At 50.0% G+C, this 26,438-nt stretch carries 20 protein-coding genes, 1 tRNA gene and 1 pseudogene; 18 read left to right on the top strand and 4 right to left on the bottom strand.

Annotation, left to right across the window (positions count from 1 at the left end; all coding sequences use genetic code 11):
- Positions 1-1,434, top strand: a complete 1,434-nt coding sequence (gene gtfB / locus NSB25_RS14715) for an accessory Sec system glycosylation chaperone GtfB (RefSeq protein ID WP_242982360.1) — start codon at positions 1-3, stop codon at positions 1,432-1,434.
- A 158-nt stretch (positions 1,435-1,592) separates the two neighbouring features.
- On the opposite strand, the gene NSB25_RS14710 is transcribed toward gtfB, so the two are convergent.
- Positions 1,593-3,563 (bottom strand): methyl-accepting chemotaxis protein, encoded by a 1,971-nt coding sequence (locus NSB25_RS14710; RefSeq protein WP_103238992.1) that lies wholly within the window; start codon positions 3,561-3,563, stop codon positions 1,593-1,595.
- 272 nt (positions 3,564-3,835) lie between these two features.
- Positions 3,836-4,354 carry a DUF4352 domain-containing protein gene (locus NSB25_RS14705; RefSeq protein WP_103238991.1) on the bottom strand — a complete coding sequence of 173 codons (519 nt, stop codon included), beginning with the start codon at positions 4,352-4,354 and terminating at the stop codon, positions 3,836-3,838.
- 327 nt (positions 4,355-4,681) lie between these two features.
- Here NSB25_RS14705 and NSB25_RS14700 point away from each other — a divergent pair, with 327 nt between their 5' ends.
- The 14 genes and pseudogenes from NSB25_RS14700 (at position 4,682) to NSB25_RS29240 (ending at position 20,715) form a co-directional block, all read left to right on the top strand.
- On the top strand, positions 4,682-6,898 hold the full coding sequence (locus tag NSB25_RS14700; protein ID WP_103238990.1) for an extracellular solute-binding protein: 2,217 nt from the start codon (positions 4,682-4,684) through the stop codon (positions 6,896-6,898).
- A gap of 111 nt (positions 6,899-7,009) precedes the next feature.
- Positions 7,010-8,377 carry an MATE family efflux transporter gene (locus NSB25_RS14695; RefSeq protein WP_103238989.1) on the top strand — a complete coding sequence of 456 codons (1,368 nt, stop codon included), beginning with the start codon at positions 7,010-7,012 and terminating at the stop codon, positions 8,375-8,377.
- A gap of 27 nt (positions 8,378-8,404) precedes the next feature.
- Entirely contained in the window at positions 8,405-10,168 is a 1,764-nt protein-coding gene (gene recJ / locus NSB25_RS14690) for a single-stranded-DNA-specific exonuclease RecJ (protein WP_103238988.1), read from the top strand.
- A gap of 149 nt (positions 10,169-10,317) precedes the next feature.
- Positions 10,318-10,863 (top strand): YqeG family HAD IIIA-type phosphatase, encoded by a 546-nt coding sequence (locus tag NSB25_RS14685; protein WP_103238987.1) that lies wholly within the window; start codon positions 10,318-10,320, stop codon positions 10,861-10,863.
- Between the two features lie 51 nt (positions 10,864-10,914).
- Positions 10,915-11,793 (top strand): shikimate dehydrogenase, encoded by an 879-nt coding sequence (gene aroE, locus NSB25_RS14680; protein WP_242982359.1) that lies wholly within the window; start codon positions 10,915-10,917, stop codon positions 11,791-11,793.
- Between the two features lie 22 nt (positions 11,794-11,815).
- Positions 11,816-12,283: pseudogene (locus NSB25_RS29685) on the top strand (shikimate kinase); the annotation flags it as partial.
- A 66-nt stretch (positions 12,284-12,349) separates the two neighbouring features.
- Positions 12,350-12,778 (top strand): type II 3-dehydroquinate dehydratase, encoded by a 429-nt coding sequence (gene aroQ, locus NSB25_RS29680; RefSeq protein WP_103239122.1) that lies wholly within the window; start codon positions 12,350-12,352, stop codon positions 12,776-12,778.
- A 148-nt stretch (positions 12,779-12,926) separates the two neighbouring features.
- The gene (gene efp, locus NSB25_RS14665; protein ID WP_103238986.1) at positions 12,927-13,484 is read left to right on the top strand and encodes an elongation factor P; all 558 of its coding nucleotides are present in this window, start codon (positions 12,927-12,929) and stop codon (positions 13,482-13,484) included.
- A 176-nt stretch (positions 13,485-13,660) separates the two neighbouring features.
- A complete protein-coding gene (locus NSB25_RS14660) occupies positions 13,661-14,575 on the top strand; it encodes a DUF5688 family protein (protein WP_103238985.1) in 915 nt (304 codons plus the stop codon).
- Positions 14,576-14,664: 89 nt separating this feature from the next.
- A tRNA-Arg gene (locus tag NSB25_RS14655) sits at positions 14,665-14,736 on the top strand.
- Positions 14,737-14,833: 97 nt separating this feature from the next.
- Positions 14,834-16,075, top strand: a complete 1,242-nt coding sequence (locus tag NSB25_RS14650) for an SH3 domain-containing protein (protein ID WP_103238984.1) — start codon at positions 14,834-14,836, stop codon at positions 16,073-16,075.
- 161 nt (positions 16,076-16,236) lie between these two features.
- On the top strand, positions 16,237-16,668 hold the full coding sequence (locus NSB25_RS14645; RefSeq protein ID WP_103238983.1) for a hypothetical protein: 432 nt from the start codon (positions 16,237-16,239) through the stop codon (positions 16,666-16,668).
- A gap of 170 nt (positions 16,669-16,838) precedes the next feature.
- On the top strand, positions 16,839-18,182 hold the full coding sequence (gdhA, locus tag NSB25_RS14640) for an NADP-specific glutamate dehydrogenase (protein WP_103238982.1): 1,344 nt from the start codon (positions 16,839-16,841) through the stop codon (positions 18,180-18,182).
- Positions 18,183-18,300: 118 nt separating this feature from the next.
- Entirely contained in the window at positions 18,301-20,715 is a 2,415-nt protein-coding gene (locus NSB25_RS29240; protein ID WP_103238981.1) for a DUF1848 family protein, read from the top strand.
- Between the two features lie 93 nt (positions 20,716-20,808).
- Here NSB25_RS29240 and NSB25_RS14625 read toward each other — a convergent pair whose 3' ends face one another.
- Together NSB25_RS14625 and NSB25_RS14620 are read right to left on the bottom strand one after the other, a co-directional pair.
- Positions 20,809-22,164, bottom strand: a complete 1,356-nt coding sequence (locus NSB25_RS14625) for a methyl-accepting chemotaxis protein (protein ID WP_103238980.1) — start codon at positions 22,162-22,164, stop codon at positions 20,809-20,811.
- A 127-nt stretch (positions 22,165-22,291) separates the two neighbouring features.
- Positions 22,292-23,077, bottom strand: a complete 786-nt coding sequence (locus tag NSB25_RS14620; protein WP_103238979.1) for a helix-turn-helix domain-containing protein — start codon at positions 23,075-23,077, stop codon at positions 22,292-22,294.
- A 226-nt stretch (positions 23,078-23,303) separates the two neighbouring features.
- Here NSB25_RS14620 and arfA point away from each other — a divergent pair, with 226 nt between their 5' ends.
- From arfA to NSB25_RS14605, 3 genes are all read left to right on the top strand, one after another.
- Positions 23,304-24,803 carry an arabinosylfuranosidase ArfA gene (arfA, locus tag NSB25_RS14615; RefSeq protein WP_103238978.1) on the top strand — a complete coding sequence of 500 codons (1,500 nt, stop codon included), beginning with the start codon at positions 23,304-23,306 and terminating at the stop codon, positions 24,801-24,803.
- Between the two features lie 196 nt (positions 24,804-24,999).
- Positions 25,000-25,680: an MgtC/SapB family protein gene (locus NSB25_RS14610; protein WP_103238977.1), complete on the top strand. Its 681-nt coding sequence runs from the start codon at positions 25,000-25,002 to the stop codon at positions 25,678-25,680.
- A gap of 83 nt (positions 25,681-25,763) precedes the next feature.
- Positions 25,764-26,438 carry a ribonuclease H1 domain-containing protein gene (locus tag NSB25_RS14605; protein ID WP_103238976.1) on the top strand — a complete coding sequence of 225 codons (675 nt, stop codon included), beginning with the start codon at positions 25,764-25,766 and terminating at the stop codon, positions 26,436-26,438.

Genomic DNA, 26,438 nt, shown 5'->3' with positions numbered 1-26,438 from the left:
ATGAAGGAAGGGACAACAGGAGGGATAAAGAAAGCGAAGATGAAGAAGGAAAGTGAAAAAAAAGAAGATAAAAACATGATAGACGACGCCATCCTGCTGATGGACAATTACGGCCCCGACAGCCAGGCTCTGCACACATCGCTGAAGCTGGCGGGCTTTGACTGCCCTGCGGTGGTGCTTGAGGATGACGGCTTTCTGCCGGAGGATGTGATATCGGTTTATGGCTTTTTCCTTGGCGATTTCAGAGCGGCGATGGGTGCAAAAGCCAGACCGAAGTATTTTAATGAGATTACCGTGCCGGAGTACTGGGAGATCAGCGGTACCAACAGCGGCGGCAAGGTGCAGGACCTCTATCGGGAGAGAGGAAAAATATTCTATGCGGAGCCGAAGCACAGGAGACTGGTGAAAGTGGTGGACTGGTATGACGAGAAGGGCGTTGTGCGGTCCAGCGACCATTATAATCGCTATGGTGCGCTGTGGGGGCGGACGATTTTCAACTCCAGGGGGCAGAAGGTCAACAGAACGTATTTTGCGGCGGATGGGCGGGAAATAATTGTAGAGAACTTTGTCACGGGAGATATCATCCTGAACGAGGACGGGGAAGTAAGGATTTTCCGGAATAAGACAGAGTTTGCACTGCACTTCCTGGTGCGCGGACACTTTAAGCAGAGTCGGATTTTCTTCAATTCTCTGTCCACGCCGTTCTTCATATCCAATCGGCTGAGCTCTCAGGTGAAGCGGGATATTTTATTCTGGCAGGAGCCGATAACGAATGAGATCCCGGGCAATATGCAGGTTATATTCAGGGGAGAAGCCAGTCGCACGGCGACGGTGGTGGTGCAGAAGAAGGATACATATGACAGGCTGACCGCACTTGGCGCGCCCAAAAATATGGTACAAAAACTGGGCTTTCTCTATCCTTTTGAAAAAGAAAACGCACATCGGCCGGAGGCTTTGATCTGCACGAATTCAGACAGAATCGAGCATTGCGAGGAGCTGGTGAAGGCATTGCCCCAGATGCATTTCCACATTGCCGCGCTGACGGAAATGTCCTCTAAGCTTACCGGGATGGACAGATATGACAATGTAAGTCTGTACCCGGGGGTGAAGACAGCTGTTCTGGATGAATTGTTTGAAACCTGTGATTATTATTTCGATATCAATCATGAATCAGAAATTGTCTCTGCAGTACGCAGGGCATTTCTGCACAACCATCTGATCTTCGCTTTTCAGGAGACAGTTCACAGTGAGGATTTCATGGCTGCGGAACACATTTTCCCTGCGTCAGAGTGGGAGCAGATGAGAACGTGTGCGGAGGCAGCAATGGCGGACACAAAAGTACTCAGAAAGATGCTGCAGAAGCAGAAAAAAGCAGCGCTTGCGGAGAGCGTGGAAAGTTATCGAAGTCTGGGGAATGGCAAAACGGCAAAGTGACATAAACTGACTGATAACAGCTGTTATTAAATTGGAATTGCTGAGAAAGCAGAATAGCGGGAACAGAAGAAAAACGACACACAGAAAGCGGGATTCCAGGAAAGAGGTCTCCGGTCTGTGTGTCGTTTGACTCACAATAATGAATTTAATGGCATCCCTTATCTTCTGCGAAGCGTGAAGCCTCCTACCAGCTGCTTCAGGATTACGGCCTGATTGGAGAGCTCTTCGCTTGTGGCAGCGCTTTCTTCGGCCGTTGCGGAGTTGGACTGTACTACCTCGGAAATCTGACTGACGGCCAGGGAGACCTGATTGATGGAATTGGTCTGCCTTTCTACCGCCTCTGTCATTACATCCATCTGACTTGCAGCCTGTTCCGCCAGCACTACCACTTCTGACACAGATGCGGTGACATTGGTAACAGCTTCGCTGCCGCTGTTGACGGCTGCAATTGAACGCTGAATCAGTTCTATGGTAGCCTTCGTGGCTTCATCGGATTTGGAGGCAAGCTCCCGTACTTCATTTGCCACCACGGCAAAACCTTTGCCGGCTTCCCCGGCTCTTGCGGCTTCCACCGAAGCATTGAGGGCCAGAATATTTGTCTGAAGAGCGATGTCTTCAATGGTATCGATGATATGCCTGATTTCATTGGATGTGGAGGTAATCTGATCCATGGCTTCATTCAGGCCTTCGATATGCTTTCTGCTTTCTTCCAGCTGAAGCTGAGCGCCGTCCACCGCCGTTTTGGTCTGTTCTGACAGTGCAGCGGTCTGCTTCGCATCCTTATCCATATCTGACAGGGTGGAGGAGAGCTGCACCACGGCGCTGGCCTGTTCCGTTGAGCCCTGAGAGAGGGAGGTACTGGAAGAAGCCACCTGGGCGGAACTGCTGGACACCTGGGCAGTTGCCTCTGCGATGCCGCTCAGGGTCTGATTCAGTTTATCGTTTATGGTCTGCAGGTCTTCCTGCAGTGCTTTGAAATCACCGGGATAATGAGCTTTCACACTGTCTGCTGTCAGGTTGCCATTGGCAATACTGCTCAATACCATGCCGATTTCTTCCAGCATGACTTTGAAATTCGTCACCAGATGAGCGGTGGAATCCGAAAGTATGCGTGTTTCGTCCCGGCCTTTCACTTCGGGGAGCGGACTTTTCAGATCGCCCTCGGAAAGGGAGTGGAGACGTCTGGCACATTTTACGATGGGGCCTGTGATGGTACGGCATACAAAGGCGGAGAGCAATATGACAAGGACACAGAGCACAGCGCTGATAACCAGCTGAAGATTATTCCCTACATATGCATAATGCAGGAATTCGTCTTCGCTAATGGTTACGCCCACACTCCAGCCGTCCGTTCCGGGAATGGAGGTGTAGCCCTGAATGTAATTTACATTGTCCTCCGGATAAGTATATCTTTCCACGCCGCTTTCACCGGCAACCATTTTCAGCTCAATGGAGCCCAGTTCCTGTATGTATCTGTCATCCGGATTGGAAGCCATTTCCCGGATAAGATTTTCCTGACTCAATACTTCCTCTGTATCCAGAGCGGCAATAGTGGTACCTTCTTTATCCAGAATGTAAGCATCCCCCTCTTCACCGATCTGGATTTCGCTTATGATGGACTGCAGGATATTGGTGTCACACTGAAAATAGACTACCCCTGTCACGGAGCCGTCTGATATTACAGGTGCGGATACCACCAGATATCCGTCGTTTCCTTCATAATAGGGACTGGACATGTAGCTTTTGCCCTGCAGTGCTGCCTGGAAAAACGGTTCATCAGATATATCTGTATCATGAATGGAATCATAACCATCGGCATCAGCCATACCGCCAAACCGCATATAGTATGCGTCCACTTTTGTCTGCAGAAAAGCCTGCTTTTCGGAAAGTGTTATCTCCGGTGAAGAGAGAATCGGAGAGGAAGCGATTTCCGCAATGGTCAGTGTGTAGGTTGATATCATGTTCTGTGCGGCCAGGGCGGCAAGCTCCGTTGTCTCGGTGAGGGTCTGTTCGATTGCGGATGTGGTAGAATTCCGGGAAATTAAAGTGCTCAGTATCACGTTGATTACGGAGACACCTATTGTGGCCAGGATTACCAGCAGCATGATTTTGGTCTGAATCTTTTTCATTTCTGTTTACCGCAGATCTTCTGCGGCGTCAGCCTCCTTATCATATTTTGGGATATCCCATTTTATTCCTGCGAGCAACGAGCCAAGCGGGCATGCTTGCATGCACATTTGGCGACTGCCGCGAGGGTCAAATACCCCGCTGCTCTGCAGCGCTACAAATTTGATGCCCCGTTGCTTGCAGCGGGGTCTTTGACTTTCAGTGTATTGTCAGTAATTACAGGTAAAAACCCCGACTCCTTGGGAAAGAGAGCCGGGGAAGGGAAAACAACCGGTTATTTCTGCTCGGCAGTAAAGGATACATTAAAGGTATTGCCGGTTGTATTGTCCTCGAAGACTTCCATGTAGGAGAAGGTGAAATCTTTCTTGTCTTCCGGCACTGCAAACAGCAGCAGGCCTGACTTGCTTTCATCCTTGGCAAGCTCATACTCGGCGGGAAGCACGTCTCCTCCGATTCCATCTTCGAAGTAGCAGGGATAATCAGCGCTGTCATCCCACTCTACTACAAAGTCAGTGTCGAACATGGGGAGCGTTTCGCCGAAGGTATTCTTAACTGTAATCTCCGCAACCAGGAACAGATAGCCTTCGTCCGTGGTATATTCGTCGAAATCTTTGCAGAGATAGGCGCTCTTTACAGTGAAATCAAAGAAACAGTTGTGCATGGTGTCTCCCAGACTGCCTTCTGCGATGCCGTCTTCGTTGGGATAGCCCGTTTTTTTGTCGTCGCCGCCACAACCTGCCAGTGTGAGTGCCATGAGAGCGACAAGTAAAAGTGATGTGACCAGTTTTTTCATTGTTTTTTCCTCTCTGAATATGTAATGGTTGATAAATGTATTGTATCACATTTATTTCCGGGATACAATTTGAAAAGTGTAGAAAAAGGCAGGAAAAGGATGAAGGGAATTGGACATATTGTATCACGCAGGATTAAGATACACTAAAGATACAATTAGGATAATATTAGGATACTCAGAACGGATAAGGTATACAATGTTCTGGAACTGAAAACAGCAGGGCCTGAACAGTCCCCCAGAGAAGTTACGGACGAAGAAAGCGGCCGGAAGTTCTCTGGGGAAGAGGGGACTGTTCAGGCACCTGCGGCACTGAGATGGAGGGTAAAAATGAGACTGAAGAAATGGATTGTGACCATATTATGCATGGGGCTTCTGGCGGGCAGCCTTGCCGGATGCGGGAAGGGAGGTGACGGAGGCGGTGAAGCCGGAACGGATGATTCCGGGGAACCGCAGAAGGGAAGGTATGTGGAGACAGAGGAAGCATTGCCGGAACAGCTGGCGGGTTGGGAAGTACAGCAGATTTTTATTCTGGAAGATAAAGTACATCTGCTGGCCATAAAGAAGGAGAACAATAAACTGCTGCTGACGGAGTGGGCTCAGCAGGAGAACGGGTTTGCGGATGTGACACCGGACTGGCTGAAGAATCTGGAGCTGTCTCTGGCAAATGAATGGACGGAGACGAAACTGCTGTCTGCGGAAGACGGAACGCAGTATCTGCTTGCCGGGTATGTGGCAGAAGGAGAGGAAGAATATAAATCTCATCTGTGGAAGGGCGGAGAAGGGGGAGCCGCGGAAATTACTCCCCAGGAGTGGAATGTTGTCAATGACTGGGGCGGATATGCCATGATTTCGGCGGCAGCGGTGCTTGACAACGGAACGCTGGCAGCCGTTAATTCGATGAATCTGGAAATTCTGAGCGGAGAGGACGGCAGGATACTGGAAAGCGGGCAGATAACGGAATATTATGATGCAATGATTTCGGATGGAGGGAATGTCTATCTGTACGCCCAGAATTCTGTGGGGTCTGCCAGTATAAAGCTGGAAAAGTGTAAGGATGGAAAGACGGGCGGCTCGGAGAGTATTATATTTGATAAAGGTGTGTCCGGAATAAAGTTCTGCGCGCTGAGTGACGGCACTTTGGTTGCGGCGGGAGAGGACGGTATTTTCCGTGGGACACAGTCTGCCGGCAATGTGGAGTGGGAGATGCTGATGCAGGGAGTGGAGACAGATTTCGCGCTGTCGGGAAGATGGTGTGTGGACCTCACAGCCACAGTGGACGGGAAGATATATGCCATATTCCGAACTTCCGAAGGCGGGAACGTGCTCAGAAAGTATGAATTTGATCCGGAAGCGGTGATAGAAGTGAAGGAGACATTGCGCCTCTATACCGTTTATGACAACAGTATTCTGAAACAGGCTGCGGTTTCCTACCATAAGGAGCACCCGGAGGTGCTGATCACAGTGGAATCGGTATATCCCATGTATTATTACGATGAAACGGATTATAATGCGGTATATCAGGAGCTGAACACCATGCTTCTGGGAGAGAACGCGCCGGATATTCTGGTTATGGATCACCTGGATATGGATTCTTATGCGGAGAAAGGACTGCTGGAAGATATCAATGATGTGCTGAATCCCATGGAAGAAAGCGGAGAGATACTTTCCAATATTACGAAGAGTTATATTAAGGAAGACGGAAAACGGTATGTGGTGCCTCTGCAGTTTGCATTTTCCATGGTGTTGGGAAGAGATATCAGTGCGGGGGACATGGAATCCATGGAGAAGCTGGCGGCGTTCCTTTCCGGCGCAGACTATAATTACATGGGCGGACTGACGGTCAGTGAGCTGGTAGACAGATTCTATCCTTATTTCTGTAATGAAATTGTCAGGGATAAGCAGCTGGACAGGGAGATTCTGGGGACTTATCTGGATTATCTGAAAGCAATGTCAGAGAATTGCGGCATACTGGCTTCCAGAGATGAGAATGAACGGGCATTCAATATGTGGGAGCTGGCCTCGGAGGCGAAACTGGCCTTTTATGAAGCTGACGGTTTCAACGGAAGCATGGCGCCCATAGCCATGGTGGATTATGTGAAAGGAGAATTTGCAGCCTTTGAGAACAACTTTATCCCTTCCATGCAGATGGGAATCTGTTCTAAGAGCAAGTATAAGGATACCGCAAAAGACTTCCTGAGACATGCGCTGTCAGAGACAGTTCAGGATACCGACTACTACAGCGGATTCCCCGTCAACAGTGCATCTCTGGAGAAACTGGCCGGCCGTGACCGCTCCGACGCGGAGGCGGAGACCGCCATTGAGGCGGACGGCAGCTATGTGGAATTTACCATTAAAGATTTCCCGCCCGAGACGGCACAGAAACTGGTGGAAATCTGTAAAGGCCTGAACAGACCTGCCGGCGAAGACGCCAAAATCCGGGAAGTGCTGATAGAAGCCCTGGAGGGCTACTTCAACGGCGGACAGTCCAGAGAGAGTACCTTGCAGAAAGTAGAGGACGGACTGAAAATGTACCTGGCAGAATAAAATTGCTCTGTTGCCATAAAACCCCATATCTGCTACAATGCATTAAGAGAGCGGGTTGCGGGGCTTAACACTTAAGTGCCGTCGCGCAGCGACTTTAACAGGAGGTTCTATATGGCAAAACAGGACATGGGAAGCGGCAGCATCCCCAGACTGATGCTGAATCTGGCGATTCCGGCTGTGGTGGCACAGCTGATCAATATGCTGTACAACATTGTGGACAGAATTTACATTGGACATATTCCCAATGCGGGGGCGTCGGCGCTGACAGGAGTGGGACTGTTCCTTCCTATATTAATGATGATCAATGCCTTTGCCATGCTGGCAGGGTCCGGCGGCGCACCCCGGGCGGCTATCGCCATGGGGAAGAATGACAGAGAGGAAGCACAGAAGATTCTGGGGAACTGTTTTTCGGTTCTGATGATTTTTGCCGTGGCGCTTACCGTTTTGTTTTACTGGTTTGCGCCCCGGCTTCTGCGGCTTTTCGGGGCCAGCGATGTGACGCTGCCCTATGCTCTGTCCTATGCACGGATTTATATTCTGGGAATTGTGTTCGTGATGATTGTCATGGGGCTGAATCCCTTTATTACCACACAGGGATTTGCCAGATTCAGCATGCTTACCACGGTGGTAGGCGCGGTGTGTAATATTATTCTGGATCCCATTCTGATTTTTGGATTTTCCATGGGAGTGCGGGGAGCTGCTGTGGCCACAGTGCTCAGCCAGGCTGTCAGTGCCGTATGGGTGATGCTTTTTCTGCGGGGAAAAAGGACCATGCTGAAGCTGACGGCCGCCAATATGAAACTTGAGTCGAGAGTGATTCTGCCCTGTCTTGGGCTGGGAGTCTCGACTTTTGTCATGCTCAGCACAGAGAGTATTCTGAATATCAGCTTTAACAGCAGCCTGTCCCGGTTCGGGGGAGATGTGGCCGTGGGTGCCATGACCATTATATCCTCCTGCAGCCAGCTGGTGACGCTTCCCCTGCAGGGAATCTGTCAGGGAGGACAGCCCATTATGAGCTTTAATTTCGGCGCCGGCAAAAAGGAGAGGGTAAAGCAGGCTTTCCGCTGTCAGTTCCTGGCCTGTGCGGGGTATGCGTCGCTGATGTGGCTGCTTCTGCTGCTGGTTCCGCAGGTGTTCGCAGGGATTTTCAGCAGTGATTCCTCTCTGGTAGATTATACTGTCTGGGCAATGCGGATTTATATGGCGGGTATTTTCTCCACAGGTGTACAGATTGGCTGTCAGCAGACTTTTATGGCTCTCGGTCAGGCCAGAATCAGCCTGCTGATGGCATGCCTGCGCAAGCTGGTGCTTTTGATTCCGCTTATATTTATTCTGCCGTATCTGATTTCTGATAAGGTGTTCGGTGTGTTTGTGGCGGAGCCGGTCAGTGATATCATTGCGGCCTCGGTGACTGCATTTATGCTGTTCTCCAGGCTGAACGGGATTCTGGACAGAGGAGCAGGGGAACGGAAGAGATAAAAGCAGGACAAAAGAGGGACAGGACGAATGGAAAAATGGTATGTAGCGACGAAAAAAGCAGATTTCGACAGATGGGCGGCAGAATTTCACATCAGCCCCGTTGTGGCCAGAGTACTGCGGAACCGTGATTTGACAGAAGAGGCGGAAGTGGAGAAATTTCTGTATGGGACATTGGAGGATTCTTATTCTCCGTGGCTGTTAAAGGACATGGACAGAGCGGTGGAAGAACTCTGCAGAGCGGTGGAGGCGGGAACTTTCATCCGGGTTATCGGAGATTATGATGTGGACGGAATCTGCTCTTCTTATATTCTGACCCGGGCCATACAGCTTCTGGGGGGGAAGGTGGACACAGCCATCCCTCACCGGATTCATGATGGTTACGGCTTAAACGACCATCTGATAGAGGTGGCGGGACAGGATGGGGTGGGACTGATTGTGACCTGTGACAACGGAATTGCCGCCGCGTCACAGATAGCGCTTGCGAATTCCATGGGAATCCGGGTCATTGTCACGGACCATCACGAGGTGCCTTTTGTGCAGGAGGAGAGCGGACGGAAGGAGATTTTGCCGCCTGCGCTGGCTGTAATCGACCCGAAGCAGGAGCGGTGCGGGTATCCTTTTCCCGGAATCTGCGGAGGGGTGGTGGCCTATAAAATGGCGGCGGCGCTGGCGGAGAGAACGCACAGCAGGGCACTTGGGGAAGCGATGGAGGAGCTGCTGGAATTTGCCGCGCTGTCCACTGTCTGCGATGTGATGGAGCTGAAGGGTGAGAACCGCATTCTGGTAAAAGAGGGACTGAAGCGGCTGAGACACTCGCGAAATCAGGGAATCCGGGCACTGATGGAGGTCAATGGCATCGAGCCTGAGCGTCTGAGCGCTTATCATCTTGGGTTTGTAATCGGGCCCTGTCTGAATGCCACCGGGAGACTGGATACGGCAAGGCGGGCGCTGGAGCTGCTGCAGAGCCGGTCCAAAGCGGAGGCCATGAGTGCTGCCGGAGAGCTGAAGGAGCTCAATGACAGCCGGAAGAACCTGACGTTAAAGGGGCTGGAACAGGCGGAACGCTATATCGGAGAGCACCACATGGAGCAGGATAAGGTCATGGTGATTTTCCTGCCGGAGGTACATGAGAGTCTGGCGGGAATCATTGCCGGGCGGGTCAAAGAACGGTACAATCATCCTGTGTTTATTCTGACAAGGGGGGAGGAAGGCGTGAAAGGCTCCGGCCGTTCTGTGGAGGGGTATCACATGTATGAAGCCATGACGGAGACAGCCCATTACTTTACCAAATTCGGCGGACATGCCATGGCGGCGGGATTGTCCATGAAGGAGGAAGATATCGGGGCTCTGCGGCGGGAGCTGAATGAAAAATGTGCGCTGCAGCCGGAGGATTTTATTCCGAAAGTACATATAGACGTTCCCATGCCTCTGGATTATGCGGATGAGAGGATAGCGGAGGAACTGGAATTGCTGGAACCTTTCGGAGTGGGGAATCCCAGACCTCTCTTTGCCCAGAAGGAGCTGATTTTCCGGGGAGGTTATAAGATGGGGGCCAATAAAACCTGTGCCAGATACCGGGTGACGACACCCGGGGGAGCGGAAAAACAGCTGGTGTTTTTCGGAGATCTGGAAGCGTTCGGGAATTTCCTGGAAGAAAAGTACGGCGCCGGCGCCGTGGAGGCATTGTACTCGGGCAGGGGGAATTTCCCTGTCTCGGTGGCGTATCAGCTGGGGAAGAACATATACAGAGGAAGGGCAGAACTGCAGTACATCATGCAACATTATATCTGACGAAACAGAATTATTTATTCCGGCACTTGAAATCCGTTTGTCAGTCGTGCTATAGTGTAAGGGCGCAGGAACCGGGGGATTCCCCTGATTGCTGTGCAGGAGATGAAAAAGGATGGCGGAAACGGCCCAAGGGCCGGCGGAGGAGTGACGTGCTGGAGAGATTTTACCCTGACCGGGAAACGGAGAGCGCCTATACCATTAATTATCAGGAATTGTATGAAAAAGGGTATCGGGGTGTGATCTTTGACATTGACAATACGCTTGTGCCTCATGGGGCTCCGGCGGATGAAAAGGCGGTATTGTTTTTCAGGAATCTGCGGGAAATCGGTCTGCAGACAGTTCTTCTGTCCAACAATAAGGAACCCAGAGTGAAGGGCTTTGCTGACGCGGTGGGAACAGGATACCTTTTCAAGGCAGGGAAACCGGGGCGAAGAGGATATGAGAAGGCCATGGAAGTCATGGGGACTGTGCCGGAGAGCACTTTTTTTGTGGGAGATCAGCTGTTTACAGACGTCTGGGGGGCAAAGAAAGCGGGCATTTTCACATGGCTGGTGAAGCCCATTCATCCCAAAGAGGAGATTCAGATAGTTCTGAAACGCTGTCTGGAGCGGATTGTACTGTATTTTTATCACAGAACCCCTCCAAGTTCCGGACCTCGCTGCCGCGGCGGAAAGTCCGGAGACAGCAAAAAATAAAACAGCGGCGTTCTCCGGGCAGTTTTCGGGGCGCTGCGGAACAGGAATCATATGATAGACGGATATACCCGCGTCTGCGGGGTTATGGGAAATCCGGTGGAACATACCATGTCGCCGGCAATTCACAACACCATATCGAAAGCACTGGGAGAGAATCTGGTGTACCTGCCTTTTCATGTGCCCGCCGGTCAGGTGGGCGAAGCTGTGAAAGGGGCCTTTGCATTGAATCTGCTGGGGATGAATGTGACGGTTCCCTATAAGAGTGAGGTGCTTCCTTTTCTCAGGGAGATGGATTCTCTTGCGGAGACCATCGGAGCCGTCAATACCCTGGTCCGCACAGAACAGGGATTTAAAGGTTATAATACGGACATGCCGGGACTTTACCGGGCCATGTGTGCGGACGGCGTGGAGCTGGCCGGAGAGAATGTGCTGATTCTGGGGGCAGGAGGTGTGGCCAGAGCTGTGGCGATTCTGTGTGCTGACAAGGAGGTACGCCAGGTGATGATCCTGAACCGTACCCTGGAAAAGGCCCGGCAGATTGCGGATGAAGTGAACGGAATCGCCGGGAGAAAGCTTGCGGAAGCCAGGGCGCTTGCGGAATATGATATGCTGCCGCAGGAGAGGTACCTGGCCATTCAGGCCACTAATGTGGGAATGTTTCCGAAGACAGAAGAGGCAGTGATTGAAGATGCGGCATTTTACAGGAGAGTGCATACGGGCTATGATCTGATATTTAATCCTGCGGACACCAGGTTCATGAAGCTGGTCAGGGAAAACGGCGGCAGAGCCTTCAATGGTCTGAAGATGCTTCTGTATCAGGGAATCATTGCACATGAGCTCTGGACGGGAACGGAGATAGACCCTGGGCTGGCGGCGAAAGCATACGGGGAGATGAGAAGGGCAATGGGCATGCCGTTCGGCGGATGCTGAAAACCGCAGAGAATTCTGCGGAATGATAATCAGGAGACAGAGGATGAGAAGCAGAAATGTTGTGCTGATCGGTTTCATGGGCAGCGGGAAGACCTCGGTGGGGCTGCGGCTTTCCTACAGGCTGCGTCTGCCCGTGGAGGACACGGACAGGCTCATTGAGCGCCGGGAGGGCTGCAGTATCAGTGAACTGTTCGCGGAAAAAGGGGAGGAATATTTCAGGAGGCAGGAGACGGAACTGCTTCGGGAGCTGGCAGAGAGAAATTATGCCGGCATTTTTTCCGTGGGAGGCGGAACCCCGGTAAGGCCGGAGAACAGAGCGCTTCTGCGGCGTCTGGGGAAAGTGGTGCTTCTGCGGATAAAGCCGGAGACGGTGTATGACCGGCTGAAGGGGGACACTGCCAGACCGCTGTTACAGTGCGCCAATCCCCGGGAGAGGATCCGGCAGCTGCTGGAGAGCCGGCAGGAGGCATATGAGGACGGCGCGGATGTGATTGTAGATGTGGATGGTAAGGAAATGGAAGAGATTCTGGATGAAATCGTGAAGGAGATAAATAAAATGAAGATTCTGGTTATCAACGGTCCCAATCTGAACTTCCTGGGAATCCGGGAGAAAAGTGTATACGGCACACAGGATTATCAGTATCTGCTGGATATGATTCAGAGGAAAGCGGAGGACACCGGCAGTGAGATAACAGTGTTCCAGAGCAATCATGAGGGGGCCATTATTGACAGAATACAGGAAGCGTACTCTGACGGTACCGAGGGCATTGTCATCAATCCGGGAGCTTATACCCACTACAGCTATGCCATTCGGGACGCGCTGGCCAGCATCACCGTACCAAAAGTGGAGATTCATATCTCAGATATTACGAAGCGGGAAGATTTCCGAAAAGTGTCCGTGACGGCGCCGGTGTGTGACAGGCAGATTTACGGACAGGGACTGGAAGGATATCTGCAGGCTGTTGATTTTATTCTGGGCAGATGAGGCTGGCGGCTTTCGCACCGCACAGCGCAATCCGGGAAAGCTTTTCCAATATTTTTCAAATTCTTTTCAAAAACAGTTGAAATTTGTACATATTTATATTAAACTATTGGAGAATTATATTTGTGAACAAAATTAGGAGGAATATAATATGATTTCTGCAGGTGATTTCAGAAATGGTATTACGATTGAGTACGATAATAATGTGTACCAGATTATTGAATTCCAGCATGTAAAGCCTGGAAAGGGTGCGGCTTTCGTCAGAACCAAGCTGAAGAATGTCAAGAGCGGCGGTGTGGTTGAGAAGACTTTCCGCCCTACCGAGAAATGCCCTCAGGCGCGTATTGATAGAAAAGATATGCAGTATCTGTATGCCGATGGTGATCTGTATTATTTCATGGATACGGAGAATTATGAGCAGATCGCATTGAACAACGAGGCTGTGGGAGACGCCCTGAAGTTTGTCAAGGAGAACGAAATGTGCAAGATCTGTTCTCATAACGGCAGTGTGTTTTCTGTGGAGCCGCCTCTCTTTGTGGAGCTGGAGATTACCGATACGGAGCCCGGCTTTAAGGGTGATACCGCTACCGGAGCGTCTAAGCCCGCCACTGTTGAGACCGGCGCGCAGGTCAACGTGCCTCTGTTCGTGAACCAGGGCGACAAGATCAAGATTGACACCAGAACGGGCGAATACCTCTCCCGGGTGTAATCTCAGACTGCATTTTATTTTCCGTTCGTTAAGGCTTGTAAGGCAATGATACCCCAAAGGGGCTGCATTGCCTTTTTTGCGTGCAATGAGCCCGAAGTAACCGCCGCCTGGGCGGCGATGACTGGATTTGCACTGTTCCTTCGGGAAGAGGAAACGGTGCGGAAAGAGAGGAACGTATGGAGATAAAAGCATTTGCCAAAAAGGTTCAGAATGCGCTTGAGCGGGAGCTGGGCAGCAATTACAAAGTGGAGGTTAAGGAGGTGCGGAAAAACAATGGCATCATTCTGCATGGACTTCTGATCCAGCCCGGGAGCAGGAATGTGGTTCCCACGATTTACCTGGATGCCTTCTGGGAGGCTTATGAAGAGGGGATGCCTTTTGCTGTGATTATGCGCAGACTGGCTGCAGTCTATCGGGAAGGCATGCCGGATGAAGATGTCGATATGGAATATTTTAAGTTTTTTGAAAAAGTAAAGGAGAGAATCTGTTATCGTCTGATTAACAGAGAGGAGAATGAAGAATTGCTGGAGGAGATGCCGCATATTGCATTTCTTGACCTGGCAATCTGCTTTTACTATGCCTATCAGGGGAAAGCTCTGGGGGAGGGAAGCATCCTCATCAACAATTCTCATGTGGACATGTGGAAGACTTCCACTGCGGAGCTGCTGGCACTGGCTGAGATAAATACGCCGAGACTGTATCCCTGCAGCAGCTACTCCATGCAGGATATTCTGCGGGAGATAGCGGAACAGGAATCCGCGTGGAAGAAGCCGGAAGCTGAGATCGAGCTTCTGCCGGAACTGCCCATGAGGGTGCTGAGCAATGTGAAACGTACCTATGGAGCGGTATGCATGATTTATCCGGGGGTGCTGGAGCAGATGGCCGGGAAGTGCGGACAGAGCTGCTATATCCTTCCCAGCTCCGTGCACGAGGTGATATTTCTGAGGGATATGGGTACCGGCAGTGAGAGCGCGCTGCGGAAAATGATTATGGAAATAAACCGTACGCAGGTGGCTCCGGAAGAGGTCCTCTCTGATCAACTCTATCGTTATGATGTTCTGGAAAAGCAGATCAAAATCGTCTCAAAATAATTTCTTTAAAATTTCCGTAAATTTAGTGTAGACATATTAGATTTTTTATGATATTATAATCGAAGTGATGTAACAATTTTGTAATATTTGCATCCGTAGTCTAATGGATAGAACGAAGGCCTCCGACGCCTTTAATGCAGGTTCGATTCCTGTCGGATGCACTTTACATCACTTCGATTGATCAGTATTTGTTGTGAATAGTGTTTTTCAAAAAGAGCCGCTTGCGGCTCTTTGGATTTGAAGGGAAAGGTGCAGAATATGCAGAAGAGTAAAATGGAGGTCATCCGCGATTATATTGTAAAGCATTCCAAGTTCGTGTTTCCTGTAATTGTGATTGTTGTTGTGGCGTTTACGGTTTCCATCGCCCTGAATGCCGGCAATGCGAAGGAGGATGAGCAGGAGGAATCGCTTCCTTCCGAGACTGCATCCGTACCTGAGAGCCAGGCAGCCGACCCGGAGCCGGCGAGCAAAGAAGTGCCGCTGGTGGCCAACGAGGATTCGGATCTCTACACATTGATAGCTACTTATTATAATGCCATGGCCACAGGAGAAAGCGATGTGCTGGCTTCTCTGTATGACGAGGTGTCCGACAACGATGTGCTGCGCTATTCGGAAATGGCGAAGTATCTGGACCACATTCCGGCGCTGGAGGTTTATACCAAACCGGGTTATGCAGAGGGAGATACACTGGTTTATGTGTATTACCGGCTCTGCTTTAAGAATCACGAGGAGGAAGTGCCGGGCTGGCAGACTTTCTATGTGAGCAGAGACGATACAGGGAAGCTTTATATGAAAAACGGGAAGAACCTTACCCCGGAAGAAAACGAATATGTGGTGGCGGTTTCGGCTCAGGATGACGTGGTGGAGTTTAATAACCGTGTGTCGGTGGAATTTAATGATCTGTTGTCTCAGAACCCGGATATCGGGGCTTATATGAGTGAATTCGGCAGTCAGGTCCAGGCGGCCATCGGCGTCACGCTGGCGGAGCAGAATGTTCCGGAACAGACTCCTCAGGAAGGCAGTGAAGGGGAAAATCCGGAGGCAGGCGGCGAAGGCGGTGAGAGTCCGGAGGCGCCTGCAGAGCCGGAGCCTCCGGTGCAGAGCGGTCCGCAGTATGCCACTGCCACAACCACTGTCAATGTCAGAAGCTCCGACAGTGAGCAGGCTGACAAGCTGGGAAAAGTGCCGGGAGGAACCAAAGTCCAGGTGCAGGAAGTGCGTGTCAACGGTTGGACGAAGATAGTCTTCGAGGGAAGCGACGGTTACATTAAGTCCGAGTTTCTGCAGATGGAAGAGAGTGCGGAGGGACAGACCGCTATCGGCACGGTGACAGCTACCACGAATATCAATGTCCGCGCGGCTGCCAGTGAAGACGCGGAACGCCTGGGACTTCTGTCAGGGGGAGATTCCCTGGAGCTTCTCGCCAATGAAAATGACTGGTGTAAAGTGAATTATAACGGGAAAATCGGATATGTGAAGGCCGAGTATGTGACGCAGTAAAGTTATGTATCGTGTGATTTCAGAAAAGATCCTCTGTGCGGATGGCTGCGCTGCTGATACCGCGGATATGCATAAAATATGAAAATCAGGGAAGCCTTTTACGGAGAATAATTTTATTTTCTGTAGAAGGTTTTTTTATGTACATCAGGAGGGAATGAGAGATGAAATCACAGGAAGCGGCTGTATATCGGGAGATTCAGAAGAATACGGATATGGCTATGAAAGCCATCGACACCATTGCGGCTAAGGTATATGACGATGATCTGGCGCTGCAGATATCCAGACAGTCCCTGGAGTATGCGGAGATTTATAATGAAGCGTCCAGACAGCTGATAGACGGCAAAGCAGAGCTCTATCGGAGTAATGCATTGTCTGACGCCATGCAGAAGACAGAAATTCACTATCATACCATGCTGAACACCAGCACGGGACATCTGGCGGAGATGATGATTAGGGAGAATAACAACGGAATCCTGGAGCTGGAGAAGGTGCTCAGACACAATGAGAATGCCGGAGAACGCCCGGTGTCGCTGGCGCAGCAGCTGATCAGACTGGAAGAAAAAAATATTAAAAATCTGAAACAGTATCTTTGAGGGGAAAGTTTACGGTTTTCAGTAAGTTGTGTTGTGCAAATTGCTTAGAAAACTGCAAAATACTTTTACGATTTAGTGAATTAAAGCATGTTGAGAAATCCGGCCGCAGGAGGTATAATATTTGTGGATAACAGTAGTGGTAAGGCATAGGAGATAAAGGAGGAAATAAAATGTCATATGTTGACGAGGTATTTGATCTGGTAGTGGCAAAAAATCCTGCACAGCCGGAATTTCATCAGGCCGTAAAAGAGGTTCTGGAGTCCCTTCGTGTTGTGATTGAGGCAAATGAAGAGCAATATCGCAGGGATGCGCTTCTGGAGAGGCTGGTAACGCCTGAGCGTCAGCTTCTGTTCCGTGTTCCCTGGGTGGATGACAAGGGGCAGGTGCAGGTGAACAACGGCTTCCGTGTACAGTTCAATTCTGCCATAGGACCTTATAAAGGAGGTTTGCGTCTGCATCCCAGTGTAAACCTGGGCATTATCAAGTTCCTTGGGTTTGAGCAGATTTTCAAGAATTCCCTCACAGGCCTTCCTATCGGCGGCGGAAAGGGCGGTTCCGACTTTGACCCTAAGGGGAAATCAGACAGAGAAGTGATGGCGTTCTGCCAGAGTTTTATCAATGAATTACATAAATATATCGGTGCTGATACCGATGTGCCGGCGGGAGATATCGGAACCGGTGCCAGAGAGATCGGCTATATGTATGGTCAGTATAAGAGACTGACAGGACTGTATGAAGGTGTTCTCACGGGAAAGGGACTTACCTTTGGCGGTTCGCTGGCGAGAACGGAAGCAACCGGTTATGGTCTGCTGTATCTGACGGAGGAGATGCTGAAATGTAACGGCAGGGATATCAAGGGCCAGACAGTTGTGGTATCCGGAGCCGGAAATGTGGCTATTTACGCGATTCAGAAGGCATGGCAGCTGGGTGCAAAGCCTGTGACCTGTTCTGATTCCACCGGCTGGATTTACGATCCCGAGGGAATTGATGTGGCTCTGCTGAAGGAAGTCAAGGAAGTGAAGAGAGCCAGACTGACTGAGTATGCGGCAGCCAGACCTGGTGCGCAGTATCATGAATGTGCCGGGGGAAGTAATGTATGGACAGTGAAATGTGATGTTGCGCTGCCCTGCGCGACGCAGAATGAGCTGCATCTGGAAGATGCGAAGAATCTGGTTGCCAATGGCTGCTTTGCCGTGGCCGAAGGGGCGAACATGCCCACCACTATGGATGCCACGGAGTATCTCCAGAAAAACGGTGTGCTGTTCTGTCCCGGAAAGGCATCCAACGCAGGCGGTGTGGCTACTTCCGCACTGGAGATGAGCCAGAACAGCGAGCGTCTGAGCTGGACCTTTGAGGAAGTGGATTCCAAGCTGCAGAAGATTATGGTGAACATTTTCCACAGTCTGGACGCCGCCGCGAAGAAGTACGGCATGGAAGGAAATTATGTGGCGGGTGCCAACATAGCAGGTTTCCTGAAGGTGGCAGAGGCCATGACGGCGCAGGGGATTGTATAAAAGTCAGAGTGCGGGAAGGTACTGTGCCGCTAAAAGGAATTGCAATAGAGAAATGAGAGAAATGCCGGAGGGGTGAGATGGGCCTTGTTCCGGCATTTTTATTAGAGGTGACACACAGATGATTTTAAGCGTAAGCCGCAGAACCGACATCCCGAATTATTATTCCGAGTGGTTTTATAACCGCATAAAGGAAGGTTTCGTGTATGTGCGCAATCCCATGAACAGAAGCCAGGTCAGCAGGATAACGCTTTCACCGGAAGTGGTGGACTGCATTGTGTTCTGGACGAAGAACCCGGAACCCATGCTGGAACGGCTGGACGAGCTGTCCGCATATCATTATTATTTTCAGTTTACGTTGACCTGCTATGGCAGGGATGTGGAAGTTAATGTTCCGGAGAAAGAGGAGAAAATGATACCGGTCTTTCAGCGGCTGTCTGAAAAAATTGGAAGGGACAGAGTCATCTGGAGATATGATCCTGTCCTTTTTACGGACAGGTATACGCCGCAGTATCATCTGGATATGTTCCGGCGAATGGCTTCGGCGTTAAATGGCTATACCGGCAGATGTGTCATCAGCTTTGCGGACACCTATGGGAAAACGAAAAAAAGTATGGAAGCGATGAGGGTTTATGAGCTCAGCGATGCCGGACTGATGGATTTTTCCGGGAAAATCAGCGAAATTGCCCGGGCAAACGGAATGACAGTGGGAAGTTGTGCGGAGAGGATAGATTTATCGGAATGTGGGATTGAACATAATTGCTGTATTGATAAAAAGGTGATTGAGGATATTATGGGGTGCAGGATAAAAGTGGAGAAAGACAAAAATCAACGACCGGAGTGCGGATGTGTGGAGAGTGTGGAAATCGGCACTTATAATACATGCAAAAATGGCTGCCGATATTGCTATGCCAATTACAGTCAGGAGAGCGTACTGCGCAGTCAGGACAGATATGATCCGTTTTCGCCCATATTGTGCGGGTCATTGACAGAGGAAGACAGAATAAGCCAGCGAAAGGTGAAGTCTCTGAGGGAAGGGCAGCTTCGACTGACGGAATGGTTCTGTATTATACTTTTTGCAGTATGCTTTTGGATGGGCATGAAGGAGGATGTCTCGGCGTCGTCGGAACCATTTTCATTTTATGAGGACGGCGATGTGGTGGGATTTATCGGGGACAGTATTACCCATGTGACATATGATCCCTTAAGTTATATGGAGATACTGGAAGAATATTATCTGAGCCGTTTTCCCGGACAGAGGACAGAGTTCCGCAATGTGGGGACAGGCGGATACAAGGCTGCGGATGTACTGAACATTTATGACCGGGATCCTGCATTTCAGGGACTCAGTAAAGCTGTGATTATGCTGGGAACCAACGAAGCTATTCTGGGAGTGCCTGCAGAAGAATACATTGCCGATATGGGAGAACTGGTAGAGCGGCTGAAGAACGACGGGCTGAAGGGGGAGGATATTCTGATTCTCTCTCCGCCCATATGCGATGAGAATTGCACCCTGAACCGTGATAAGAACGGAAATCTGCGCTGGACCTATGAGGATAAGCTGACAGACTATATGGCCGGGCTGGAACCAAAGGCAGAGGAGTGGGGTGTGCATTATCTGGATATCCACACGCCCATGGTTCGGCTGACTGAGGAAATGCAGAAAGAAAGCAGGGGGAATACGCTGACCACAGACTGCATTCATCCCAATGCTCTGGGGCACAGGCTGATCGTATCTTACATTCTCCAGGCACAGGGGGCAGGAAGTGAGCCTTTGTCGGAAGTGTATGTGTCGCAGGAAGGGGATGTGCAGACTGTCCGTGGAGAGGTTACTGACTTCTATCGTGGAGAGAAAGGTATATGCTGGACCTGGAAGCCGGATGCACTGCCTGCGGCAGCGGATAAAGACATGCAGAGGTTTCGGGCTTTTTCTGAAGCCGGGGATATACTGTACAAAAATCTCTTTCAGGTGGAAGGTTTTTCCGAGGATACCGTTTTCCATATAACGGTGGGAGAAGCGGAGCTGGGAAGCTTTACAGGGAGAGAACTGGCGGATGGAATTGACCTTGGCATACTGGAAGAATACCCACAGCGGGCAGCAGTGGAGCAGATAAATGCCCTGGAAAAGGAGCGACATCAGAATTCTGTAAAGTATCGGAACATTTGGATTGAGGTGGCGATGCAGCGCGCCGTTTTTACACAGGAAGAGATACAGGAGAAATATGAGAAATGGAGAAGTGCGGACGAAGCACTGCGGAATGAAATATATACTGTGGCGGAGACAGCATCAGAGGAAGCCTTTCTGATGGCGGCTGCGTCAGAGGGATATTCGGCTGCGGAGCTGCGGCAGGAGGCGGAGGAGGCGAGAAGAGAAGCGGAGGAAGCAGCCAGAAGAGCGGAGGAAGAGGCGAAGAGGGAAGCGGAAGAACGGGAGCGAAAAGAGGCGGAGAGGGAAGCGGAAGAACAGGAGCGAAGAGAAGCGGAGGCAGGCGGTGTTGTGCGTAAGCGGAAGCTGAGACAGAAGAAATTGAGATAGGTCAAATCAGACAATAAAAAGCCGGAACTGTCAGGGACAACTCCGGCTTAATTCTTTGTGTTTGCGTATAATTCAGTATCTGAAAATCAATTGTCATACCTGTCCGGTAGTGAGCTGCAGAATTTTCTTCATATCGGCAATCAGCTCTCGGGAGTACAGCTCTGCTTCCCTATAAATCTGTTCTGCCTCCATGGGCTTACCGTTATTGATAGCATTGATGACTCCGGCGCCGTATTTATGGAACTTCTGATGCTTTGCTCCCAGTCCGTTCCAGATAGGCAGTACCCCCGGGATATCGGGAGTCATGGCGTAATAAAAGTGCCCGAATCCGCATTTGGAAGAATCCAGCTGAAGAGGGATAATCTTTTGCTCTTCTACCATTTTCTTCAGATTGCTGAGCCAGGTTTGATGAGAAGAAACAGCGCTGTTCATATACTGCGCAAATTCCTGATTTTCCAGATGGTAAAATGCGTCCTTTGCCATATCGCCCATCTTCTTCACTGTATCGTCCAATGTCTTTTCTATGCCTACCACAGGTTTGGTGGCTTCTCGTAAATCTTCGCCGACTCTCTGCATGAATTCACTGCTGTCCTTCAGCTGATTCTGCATCTCTGCCATGGAGCTGCTGATTTCTTCGCTGACGGCGGCAATGGAACTGACAGATTCATTGATGTTGGAAACATACTGCTGGCTTTCGCTGTTCAGCTCCCATACGTTTTTGATTTTATCGGTCATGGAAAGCAGAGACTCGATGGTTTCCGTAGAACTCCCCACGCTTTTCCGGGAAGCTTCCTTCATGGTCTTCACAAAGGATTCCATATTGGAGGTCAGCTTCTGCGTTTCTTCCGACAATTCCCGGATTTCGTTTGCCACCACGGCAAAACCCTTCCCTGCCTCACCTGCTCTGGCAGCTTCCACAGAGGCATTCAGTGCCAGCAGATTGGTCTGCATGGATATGGACCCGATTCCGGAGATGACACCGCTTATGTGATTGATAATATTGACCAGTTCATCCATATCCTTCTGCATTTCCCGGGAAACAGCTATGGTCTGCTCGGAAAGATCTTTGATAGCCGTAAGTTCCTTCTGGCCGGATTCTATTTTCTGGTAAACTTCATCCGTTTTGCCGGCAACGGTGACGATGGTGTTGGCCAACTGTTCATGCTGACTGTCAGAAGTACCGACAGAATTGCCGAAAATGGTTTCTGTGGCGCTTATTATCTTTTGGGAGATATCCATGATTTTTTCCGTCTGGTGCTGCATCGTCAGGTCGAGAGAGCTGATTTGCATGACGGCGTTGATATTTTTCTCAAAAACTTCTGCAAACTGCTTTCTTCCGTTGGCCAGCCGCTGATAGATACCGCCCAGCTCCGGTTCGGGAGAATAGTCAGCCTTCTTTAATTCTGAAACAGCCCGCATAAGCATGATTTTTTTCTTTTTAGTAGCCATTGCATATCCTCTTTCTTTCTTTAGAATTGCCTATATCTATATCATACGGGATTTTATACTTTTTGCAAGCATTTTCTGAAAATATATTAAGTTATATTTTTCCGAAGCGCATACGGCGTACTTTCTTCTAGGATGATTTCTGTTTTCGGTATTCCCCCGGAGTACAGCCCATGGCCTTACGGAAAAGGCGGTTGAAATGATTGATATTCTGGAAGCCGGATTCAAATGCCGCTTCTCTGACAGTGGAGGCTTCATTTGTCAACAGGAAGCATGCTTTCTGCAGCCTGGCCCGTATCAGCTCATCCATGGGGGAACAGTGAAAATACGCATTGTAATATTTGTAGAGCTGACTTTTTCCCAGATTCAGGATTTTACAGAGCTGATCGATGCACCAGGGGTCTTCGCAGCTGTTCAGCATCTGACCGCGGATAGACAATAGTTCATGATACAGATTCGGATACTGCTCATTTGGCTTTTTTCTCTGCAGCTGTTCTCTTGCTGTCTGGATGAGAAGCTGTTGCACGTACAAATCAATCATTTCACTTCCGTAAGCCTGCTGTCCATTCAGGAATTCCTGGTAAATTTTTTTGAGGATCCAGTGAATTTCTTCTATATTTGAAGGGTAGAACAGAGTATTTGTCTGCATGTGATAACTGTCTACCATTGATTTTTCGGCAAAAAAGTGGACATAACTGTTGAAAAAGTGCTTTTCAGCCTGATAGTGCTGGTAAAAATCCGGTTCGTATAGAATACATGCACCGGGAAGCGCATTCACAGACTCATGGTCCGGAAACTGAAAGCACATGGGTGAAAGAACCAGCAGAAACAGATAGCTGGCAGTGCCGGAAGGACGATAAATCAATGCCTGGTCCGGATTGTGAGTATGATAACCGCAATATTCTATCTTTATCATAAAGCATTTCTCCTGATATTACAACGATATAGCAGCAGGGGGATCAAAGGGACAATGTCCTGCATGTCTCTACAGATTCAGTGTAACATAAACGGAAGAAAAGTCAATCATTTGAGAATATAGGTTCTTACCGGAAAATGGGAGTGTGGCTATAATAGAACTTGTATTACAGTTTATAGTGCTGGTTTCAGATAATAGAAACAGCGAAGTATGAGGAGTGTGAAAAATGAAGAAATCGAAGGTTGTAGTGGACAAAGAGTTTATTCTGGGGGAAGTGGACAGAAGAATCTATGGTTCTTTTATTGAGCATCTTGGACGTGCCGTCTACGAAGGAATCTACCAGCCGGAAAGTCCCTTTGCGGACGAACAGGGAATGCGCAGGGATGTAATCGAGCTGATTCGACAGCTGAATGTGCCTGTGGTGCGGTATCCCGGAGGGAATTTCGTATCCGGATACCACTGGGAAGACGGTGTGGGAGAGAAGGAGAAACGGCCGTCCAGAGTGGACCTTGCCTGGGGAACCATCGAGACCAACCAGTTTGGGCTGAACGAATTTATGGACTGGGCGAAGAAGGCAGGTACGGAAGCCATGATGGCTGTAAATCTGGGGACCAGAGGAATCGAGGACGCCAGAAATATTGTAGAATACTGTAATGTACCTGGAGGAACCCTTTACAGTGATCTGCGGAAGTCCCATGGCTATGATGCGCCCCACAATATCAAACTGTGGTGTCTGGGAAACGAGATGGATGGTCCCTGGCAGATGGGGCATAAGACGGCGGAGGAATATGGCAGAATTGCGGCTGAGGCCGGAAGAATCATGAAAATGACAGATCCGTCTATTGAGCTGGTAGCCTGTGGAAGCTCTTCCTATGGAATGAAATCTTTCGGATACTGGGAAGATACCGTTCTGCAGGAGTGCTATGAACAGGTGGACTATCTGTCTCTGCATCAGTATTATGGAAACAGGGACAATAATACACCGGAGTTCCTGGCCAATACCGTCGCGCTGGATCAGTTCATCGCGTCAGTGGTCTCTATCTGTGACGGCGTCAGAGCCAGGAAAAAGCAGAAAAAGTACATCAACCTTTCCCTGGACGAGTGGAATGTGTGGTATCATTCCAATGAGCAGGATAAAAAGGTTGAGCGCTGGAGCAAAGTGCCTCATCAGCTGGAGGATGTATATAATTTCGAGGATGCACTGCTGGTTGCCGGCATGATGATTACGGTTCTGCGCCATGCGGACCGTGTGAAGGTGGCCTGCCTTGCCCAGCTGGTCAACGTGATTGCACCTATTATGACCTCTGACACCGCAGCCTGGAAGCAGACCATTTATTATCCGTTTGAACTGATAAGCAATTATGGGAGAGGCAGGGTACTTCACACGCTGGTTCAGTCACCTGTATACGAAAGTGCACATGGAAATGCGCCTTTCCTGGATTGTGTCATGACGATGGACGAGGAAAAAGAGACGCTTGCAGTATTTGCCGTGAACAAGAGCCTGGATGAAGAGATGGAGCTCACCTGTGATTTGAGACAGTTTGAGGGGTATCAGGTGAAAAAGCATGTGGTGCTGACCCATGAAGATGTGAAGGCGGAGAATACGGAGGAGCATCCGGACACGGTGGTTCCCCGGGAGAACGGAAAATCTTCTCTGGAGAATGGCGTGCTCACGGCATACCTGCCGGATAAGAGCTTCCACATGATTTTACTGCAGAAGGCATAAGGCCGGATTTATCTGTTCAGCAATTGTCTGTACTGATTTTCTGACAAAAAGGAAGAGGGTTTTAAAAGGGGAAAGGGAACGAATGCGTTCCCTTTTTTCTGGTTATTTTCCCGGGATTATGTTATACTGGAAGGCAGATATACCGCTTCGACTTGTCAGTGAAGAGGTTACCGGGAGATAAAGGAGGAAAGTACAGATGAGTTTCGGAAATTTTGCCCAGTGGAGCATTCAGAATATGTTCCTTCGTGTCATTGCGGCCACAATCCTGGGCGGCATCATTGGGCTGGACAGAGGAATGAAGCACCGGGGCGCAGGTACGAAGACTATTACAGTTGTCTGTCTGGGGGCAACGCTGGTTATGCTGACGGAGCAGTACATTCAGGTTAATTTCCCGGGACTTGCCAATATGGGGCGGCAGGCGGCGCAGGTGATCAGCGGCGTGGGATTTATCGGCGTGGGAACCATCATTGTATCCAGACACCGGGTCAGAGGCCTGACCACGGCGGCTACACTCTGGGCCAGCGCGTGCGTGGGGCTGGCTGTGGGAATCGGCTTTATTGAGGGCGGTGTCCTGATCACGGCAATGATGCTGGTCTCTCTGCATGTACTTCCCCGGGTGGAACATTTTGTAACCAGACATTCCCATTATTGTAATGTATTTATTGATCTGGAGGAAAGCAGAGATTTACATGTTGTCATGAAAAAGCTGAGAGAAGCCGGTGTGGTCATAGATTCGATGGATACCAGCGAATCCAGAGAGGCTGGTGTGGGCCTTTCCGTACATATGGTGCTTTATCTGAAAAAGGCGGCAGGCCGTACGGAAGTTTATGATATTCTCACGAAGCTGGATAAGGTCGTGTCGGTGGACTTTCTGTAAGCGGCGAAATGAATGGATGGATAAAAGAGAGGGGACATGGTATAATCAAACCGGGAAATTTTATTTGGGGCAGGAGACAGAGAATGGCGGCGAAGAAGGTTTATGCGGTAAGAAAAGGAAAGATTACAGGCATTTTTCACAGCTGGGACAAGTGCAGGGCGTCTGTGGACGGCTGTCCCGGGGCAGAATACAAAGGCTTCACCAGTATGGAGGAGGCGGAACGTTATCTGGGAACAGCGGCAGAGACAGCAGAAGCGGGAGGGGAGCTTCCGGAGCCGGGAACGCTGCTGACCTATGTGGACGGCAGCTATGATGATTCTCTGAAAAAATATGCTTTTGGCTGTGTATTTATTCTGCCGGACGGCCGTGTGTATACAGAATACGGAAACGGGGATAACGAGCAGTCCCTGCAGCACAGAAATGTCACCGGTGAGATGCTGGGAGCTATGTATGCCGTCAGAACCGCGATGCTCAGCGGCTTTCAGAAAGTGGAACTGCGCTATGATTACGAAGGAATTGAGAAATGGGTGACGGGAGCGTGGCGTTCCAAAACAGAGTTGACCATGAAATATGCACAGTCCATGCGCCAATGGGGCAACAGTATTGAGATTTCCTTTACAAAGGTTCCGGCCCACTCCAATGTATATTATAACGAGATGGCGGATAAAACGGCGAAAGCCGGGCTGCGGGAAGGTGCCGGGATTCCGAAGGTACGGCGGGTGGAAGAGCTGCGGCCGTCGGAAGGGAAAAGTATCTAA

Origin of the sequence: Acetatifactor muris, from assembly GCF_024623325.1 — a bacterium.
In the GTDB taxonomy this organism is placed as follows: domain Bacteria; phylum Bacillota; class Clostridia; order Lachnospirales; family Lachnospiraceae; genus Acetatifactor; species Acetatifactor muris.
The sequence above is the reverse complement of the archived record's forward strand: the minus strand, read 5'-3'. Positions and strand labels throughout refer to the sequence as shown.

What these genes read in the sequence shown, in the direction of transcription:
- NSB25_RS14625 (WP_103238980.1), bottom strand. Translation starts at nt 22,164, where the DNA reads ATGGCTACTAAAAAGAAAAAAATCATGCTTATGCGGGCTGTTTCAGAA.
- NSB25_RS14705 (WP_103238991.1), bottom strand. Translation starts at nt 4,354, where the DNA reads ATGAAAAAACTGGTCACATCACTTTTACTTGTCGCTCTCATGGCACTC.
- NSB25_RS29240 (WP_103238981.1), top strand. Translation starts at nt 18,301, where the DNA reads ATGATTTTAAGCGTAAGCCGCAGAACCGACATCCCGAATTATTATTCC.
- recJ (WP_103238988.1), top strand. Translation starts at nt 8,405, where the DNA reads ATGGAAAAATGGTATGTAGCGACGAAAAAAGCAGATTTCGACAGATGG.
- efp (WP_103238986.1), top strand. Translation starts at nt 12,927, where the DNA reads ATGATTTCTGCAGGTGATTTCAGAAATGGTATTACGATTGAGTACGAT.
- NSB25_RS14620 (WP_103238979.1), bottom strand. Translation starts at nt 23,077, where the DNA reads ATGATAAAGATAGAATATTGCGGTTATCATACTCACAATCCGGACCAG.
- NSB25_RS14710 (WP_103238992.1), bottom strand. Translation starts at nt 3,563, where the DNA reads ATGAAAAAGATTCAGACCAAAATCATGCTGCTGGTAATCCTGGCCACA.
- NSB25_RS14695 (WP_103238989.1), top strand. Translation starts at nt 7,010, where the DNA reads ATGGCAAAACAGGACATGGGAAGCGGCAGCATCCCCAGACTGATGCTG.
- arfA (WP_103238978.1), top strand. Translation starts at nt 23,304, where the DNA reads ATGAAGAAATCGAAGGTTGTAGTGGACAAAGAGTTTATTCTGGGGGAA.
- NSB25_RS14660 (WP_103238985.1), top strand. Translation starts at nt 13,661, where the DNA reads ATGGAGATAAAAGCATTTGCCAAAAAGGTTCAGAATGCGCTTGAGCGG.
- NSB25_RS14645 (WP_103238983.1), top strand. Translation starts at nt 16,237, where the DNA reads ATGAAATCACAGGAAGCGGCTGTATATCGGGAGATTCAGAAGAATACG.
- gtfB (WP_242982360.1), top strand. Translation starts at nt 1, where the DNA reads ATGAAGGAAGGGACAACAGGAGGGATAAAGAAAGCGAAGATGAAGAAG.
- NSB25_RS14700 (WP_103238990.1), top strand. Translation starts at nt 4,682, where the DNA reads ATGAGACTGAAGAAATGGATTGTGACCATATTATGCATGGGGCTTCTG.
- aroE (WP_242982359.1), top strand. Translation starts at nt 10,915, where the DNA reads ATGATAGACGGATATACCCGCGTCTGCGGGGTTATGGGAAATCCGGTG.
- NSB25_RS14605 (WP_103238976.1), top strand. Translation starts at nt 25,764, where the DNA reads ATGGCGGCGAAGAAGGTTTATGCGGTAAGAAAAGGAAAGATTACAGGC.
- NSB25_RS14650 (WP_103238984.1), top strand. Translation starts at nt 14,834, where the DNA reads ATGCAGAAGAGTAAAATGGAGGTCATCCGCGATTATATTGTAAAGCAT.
- aroQ (WP_103239122.1), top strand. Translation starts at nt 12,350, where the DNA reads ATGAAGATTCTGGTTATCAACGGTCCCAATCTGAACTTCCTGGGAATC.
- NSB25_RS14610 (WP_103238977.1), top strand. Translation starts at nt 25,000, where the DNA reads ATGAGTTTCGGAAATTTTGCCCAGTGGAGCATTCAGAATATGTTCCTT.
- gdhA (WP_103238982.1), top strand. Translation starts at nt 16,839, where the DNA reads ATGTCATATGTTGACGAGGTATTTGATCTGGTAGTGGCAAAAAATCCT.